Raw genomic sequence first — 5151 nt, forward strand, 5'->3', positions numbered from 1 at the left:
CGGCCCGCCTACTCGACGGATTCGGGTCAGGCGGCTGCCCAGGCGGGGCGCAGCTCCTTCATGGGCGGACGGTCGGTCAGCGACACCTCGGTGGTGAGCGCGGTGAATTCGCCGCCGATGAGCGGGAATTGGGTCAGCGCCGCGCCGGAATCCGGGATTCCGCTGCGGCCCAGCACCGTTCCGAGGATCTGGCGGCTCATGACGCCCAGGTCGGACAGCGGGCGGTTGCGGTGGGTGCGGACGCCGAGGTTGACCTGGCCGATGGCGTGCAGGCCGTACAGGTCGAAAGTGTCCAGCAGCAGGCCGATCTCGACGCCGTAGCCGGGTGCGAACGGCACCGAGGTGAGCAGTTCACGGGTGCCCGCGTACTCGCCGCCGAGCGGCTGCAACACCTTCGACAGCTCGGGTCGCAGCGCCGACAGCAGCGGACGGGCCACCAGTTCGGTGACGCGGCCGCCGCCGTGCTCGTCGATACCGGTGTCGTGGCGCAGCGGGCGGCGGTAGTACGCCTTGGACAGTTGCACGTCCGGCACGGTGAGCAGTGGGCCGAGCAGCTTCGGCACGAACATGGGGTCCGGATCGATGAGATCGGAGTCCACGAACGCCACCAGGTCACCGTCGGTGACGGCCAGCGACCGCCACAGCACCTCCCCCTTGCCCGGCACGGGCTCGAGTTCGGGTACGGCCTGTTCGCGGGTGTACACGGTGGCCCCGGCGGCGCGGGCGCGTTCGATGGTGGCGTCGGTGGAGCCGGAGTCCAGCACCACCAGTTCGTCCACCAGGGTGCCGAGCAGGGGTCTGATACTGGCGACGACGTCGGCGACGGTGTCCTGTTCGTTGAGGGCGGGGAGGACCACCGATACGGTGCGGTCCTTCTTGGCGGCGACGAGCGCTTCGACCGTCCAGTCGGGACGATCCCAGGTATGGGTGAAGTTCCAGTCCGTCATACGAGACCTCGCAGGGTTCGGGCGGGCGGGCGGAGACCCTGGATGGCGGCGATCATGTCGACCACACGGCGCGTGGCGGCGACCTCGTGCACCCGGAAAACCCGAGCACCCGCGGCGGCGGACCAAGCAGTTGCTGCCAATGTGCCCTCCAATCGTTCGGACAGGCCGACACCAAGAGTCTCTCCGATGAAATCCTTATTGCTCAGCGCCATCAAGACCGGCCAGCCGGAGTTAACGAGAACGTCCAAAGCCCGCAACAATTCCAGCCCGTGGTAGGTGTTTTTGCCGAAATCATGCGTGGGATCGATCAGTATCGAATCTTTTGCCACGCCAGCCGCCGCGGCGGCCTCGGCCGCGCTCACCACCGTGTCGGTGACCTCGGCCACCACATCGGCGTAGCGCACCCGATGCGGGCGGGTGCGCGGCACGGCTCCGCCGGTGTGGCTGCACACGATGCCCACCCCCAGCTCGGCCGCCACCCCCACCAGGTCCGGATCGGCGCCGGCCCAGGTGTCGTTGATCAGATCCGCGCCCGCCGCCACCGCGGCCCGCGCCACCTCGGCCCGCCAGGTGTCCACACTGATCAACAGGTCCGGATGCGCCTCCCGAATGGCGGCCACGAACGGCACCACCCGCCGCGCCTCCTCGGCGGCGTCCACCTCGACACCGGGCCCGGCCTTCACGCCGCCGATATCGACGAGATCGGCCCCCTCCCGCACCGCCCGGGCAACCGCCCCCATGGCGGCCTCGTCACCGAAGGTCGCACCCCTGTCGTAGAAGCTGTCCGGCGTCCGGTTCACGATCGCCATCACCAGCGCCCGATCCGTCGCCACCGGCTTCCCGCACAATGTCGGCAACGGCGCACACATGCCCTCGACTGTACCCAGCCCTGTACCCACCCCGCCCGTCAGGAGATCGAGGACACCCGGGTCCGGCTCCCCGCGACGGCGGTCAGTCGCGGGGGGCTCGGGCGTTGGCCACGTCCTCGGGATAGGTGGGGTAGGCGGGGACGTAGCCGTCGGTGCGGCCGGACAGGACGTAGAGGTCGCTGTGGTCGTCGGGGGTGTAGCCCTGTTTGCGGAGGTCGACCTTGCGGCTCTTGAAGGTGGAGGTCTGCTCCAGTTCGCCGACGACGCGGATGAAGAGGGGGACGGCGTAGGCGGGGAGGCGGTCGTACAGGTGGGCGGCGACCTGGTGACCGTCGAATTTCGCGTCCTGCGCGAGGGTGACGGCGGCCATGCCCGCCTTGCCGTCGGTGCCGGGGATGTCGACGCCGTAGACGACCGCCTGGGAGACGGCGTCGAGGCCGTCGAACGCGCCCTCGACCTCGGTGGTGGCCACGTTCTCGCCCTTCCAGCGGAAGGTGTCGCCGAGGCGGTCCACGAAGGCGATGTGCCGGTAACCCTGATCGCGGACCAGGTCGCCGGTGTCGAACCAGCAGTCGCCGTCGGCGAGGCCGTCGCGGACCAGCTTGGATTCGGTGGCGTCCGCGTCGGTGTAGCCGTCGAAGGGGGAGCGGTCGGTCACCTTGGCCAGCAGTAGGCCGACGCCGCCGGTCGACACCTTGCGGAGCTTGCCGTCCGGACCGCGTCGGGCCCTACCGGTCTCGTCGTCGTAGTCGACGATGGCGAAGGGCAGCGGCGTGAAGCCGGCGGTGCGGTCCACACCGAAGGCGTTGATGAAGGCGACGTTCCCCTCACTGGCACCGTAGAACTCGACGATTCGCCGAATGCCGAACCGATCCCGGAACTCGTCCCACAGCTCCGGCCGCAGCCCGTTGCCCACCGCGACGGCCACCCGATGCGACCGGTCGCTGCTCTTGCGCGGCTGGTTGAGCAGATACCGGCACAGCTCACCGATATAGATGAAGGCCGTGGCATCGGCGGCGATGGCCTCGTCCCAGAACCGGGAGGCCGAGAAATGCCGTCCCAGCGCCAGGCACGCACCCGCCGACACCACCGACGACAGCGCCACCGTGAGCGCGTTGTTGTGGTACAGCGGCAGACAGCAGTACATGGTGTCGTCGCCGCGCAGCCGCACGCCGAGCCCACCCAGGCCCGCCATGCTCTTGGTCCACCGCAGATGCGTCATGACGCTCGCCTTGGGCATGCCGGTGGTGCCGGAGGTGAAGATCAGGAAAGCCCGCTCGCCCGCCGTGACCTCCGCCGTCACCGCCGGATTCGCGGTGTCGGCGGTGCGGGCGGCGTCGGCCAGCTGCTGCGACCACAGCACCGCGGGGCGCGGCTCGGCCAGCGACTCGAGCGCCTCCCGGCACTCCTCCCCCACTACGTCCACCACACTGTCCAACAGCCCGAAACTGTGCGCCAGCACGGTATCTCGCTGATTGTGGTTGAGCAGCCCGACCGTCGCCCCGAGCTTGACCGTGGCCAGCGCGGTGAACACCGTCTCCGGACGGTTGGTCATGAGCACGCCGACCACGTCACCGCGGCCGACCCCGCGCCCGGCCAGCACGTGCGCGTACCGGTTCACCTCGGCATTCGCCTCGCCCCAGGTGTACACGCGGCCTTCGAATTTCAGGAAGGGCCGGTCCGGATGCCGCCGGGCCGCACGCTGGAAGAACAGGCCGATCGAGGCTCTGTCCCGCGATTTCACCAACAGGCCCAGCGCGTTTCGCGCCAGCTGCGGTGCTCGCACGGCCATCCCGGGCAGGGCGCGGACCAGGTCGAGCAGGCTCACCGTCGAACGTGCATCGGTCGTCACATCTTCCAGCCTTTCCGATGACGCCCGAGTTGTCGAGGAGAACGCGAAATTCGGCCGCTTCAGGCGTCGGGCCGCAGGGCGGCGAACGCCGCGGGCAGATCCTTGGTCACCGTCACCAGGTCGACCGCTTCACGTCCGACGAAACCCCGGCCACCCAACCGCTCGTCGATCCAGTCGAACATGCCGCGGTAGTGGTCGTCGGGATCCAGCACCACCACCGGTTTGTCGTGCACGCCGAGATACGCACCGGTCCAGGTCTCGAAGAACTCCTCGAGGGTGCCGATACCGCCCGGCAGGGTGAGGAAGGCGTCGGCGCGGTCCTCCATGATCTGCTTGCGCTGCCGCATGGTGTCGGTGACGATCAGCTCGTCGGCGTCCACATCCGCGACCTCCTTGTGCACCAGGTGCTTCGGGATCACGCCGAGGGTGTGCGCGCCCGCCGCCCGCGCCGCCTGGGCCACCGCGCCCATCATGGAGACATTGCCGCCGCCGGACACCAGTCGCCACCCGCGACGGCCGATCTCGGTGCCCACCCGCGCCGCCAGCTCCAGCACCGACGCGTCGGCGGAACTGGCCGAGCAGTACACGCACACCGCGTACGCGGTGCTGTCCGGACCCGCGTCGCTCACCACTGTTCCTCCACCTCCGCCGCCTCGAGTTCGGCGCGGGCCTCGGCGGCCTGCGTCACGATGTTCACCACATCCTCCACACTGTCGGTGACATGCAGCAGGCCGAGGTCGCCGGGGGAGATCTTGGCCGAGCCCAACAGCGAATCCCGCAGCCAATCCACCAGACCCGACCAGTAGCGGGTGCCGAACAGGATGATCGGGAACCGGGTGATCTTGCGGGTCTGCACCAGGGTGAGCGCCTCGAACAGCTCGTCGAGGGTGCCGAAACCGCCGGGGAGACAGACGAATGCCTGCGAGTACTTCACGAACATGGTCTTGCGGACGAAGAAGTAGCGGAAGTTGATCCCCAGATCCACCCACTCGTTGAGGTGCTGTTCGAACGGCAGCTCGATGCCGAGCCCGATCGAATACCCGCCCTCCTCGGACGCACCCCGGTTGGCGGCCTCCATCGCTCCGGGCCCACCGCCGGTGATCACCGCGAACCCGGCCCGCGCCAGCGCCGCCCCGATGGCCTGCCCCGCCTGGTACTCCGGATGATCGGCCGGAGTCCGCGCCGACCCGAACATCGCCACGGCCCGCGGCACCTCCGCCAAAGTGCCGAAGCCCTCGACGAATTCGGCCTGAATCCGCAGCACCCGCCACGGATCGGTGTGCACCCAGTCACCGGTCCCGCGTTCGTCGAGCAAATGCTCGTCGGTGGTCCCTATCCCCTTCTTACGATCACGGCGCAGCATTATCGGACCCCGGAACCGAGGAGTCTTGGACGAGCGAGCACCGAATTCGGCGTCAGCAGACATACGGGCAGTATCTATCTTGCCCTCCGCTTCGCTCCGGGCGGGGCTCGCGGCGCTGAA

The 5151-nt window shown here is 69.0% G+C and carries 5 protein-coding genes; all 5 read right to left on the minus strand.

The features are described 5' to 3' along the window. Window positions 1-26 precede the first annotated feature (26 nt). Window positions 27-947, minus strand: coding sequence for a glucosyl-3-phosphoglycerate synthase (locus QK444_RS32220; RefSeq protein WP_282785835.1), 921 nt, complete (start codon window positions 945-947; stop codon window positions 27-29). Further along, window positions 944-1816, minus strand: coding sequence for a dihydropteroate synthase (folP, locus tag QK444_RS32225; RefSeq protein ID WP_282785836.1), 873 nt, complete (start codon window positions 1814-1816; stop codon window positions 944-946). Before folP ends, QK444_RS32220 begins: the two co-directional genes overlap by 4 nt. 82 nt (window positions 1817-1898) lie before the next feature. Continuing rightward, window positions 1899-3668 (minus strand): long-chain-acyl-CoA synthetase, encoded by a 1770-nt coding sequence (locus QK444_RS32230; RefSeq protein WP_282785837.1) that lies wholly within the window; start codon window positions 3666-3668, stop codon window positions 1899-1901. 59 nt (window positions 3669-3727) lie between these two features. Beyond that, window positions 3728-4300: a TIGR00730 family Rossman fold protein gene (locus QK444_RS32235; protein ID WP_282785838.1), complete on the minus strand. Its 573-nt coding sequence runs from the start codon at window positions 4298-4300 to the stop codon at window positions 3728-3730. Further along, window positions 4294-5094: a TIGR00730 family Rossman fold protein gene (locus QK444_RS32240; RefSeq protein ID WP_282785839.1), complete on the minus strand. Its 801-nt coding sequence runs from the start codon at window positions 5092-5094 to the stop codon at window positions 4294-4296. Before QK444_RS32240 ends, QK444_RS32235 begins: the two co-directional genes overlap by 7 nt. Window positions 5095-5151 lie beyond the last annotated feature (57 nt).

This window comes from Nocardia sp. CC201C (assembly GCF_030010695.1).
Taxonomy (GTDB): Bacteria; Actinomycetota; Actinomycetes; order Mycobacteriales; family Mycobacteriaceae; genus Nocardia; species Nocardia otitidiscaviarum.

Excerpts from the sequence above, each read along its gene's own strand:
- QK444_RS32220 (WP_282785835.1), bottom strand. The coding sequence starts at position 947 with ATGACGGACTGGAACTTCACCCATACCTGGGATCGTCCCGACTGGACG.
- folP (WP_282785836.1), bottom strand. The coding sequence starts at position 1,816 with ATGTGTGCGCCGTTGCCGACATTGTGCGGGAAGCCGGTGGCGACGGAT.
- QK444_RS32240 (WP_282785839.1), bottom strand. The coding sequence starts at position 5,094 with ATGTCTGCTGACGCCGAATTCGGTGCTCGCTCGTCCAAGACTCCTCGG.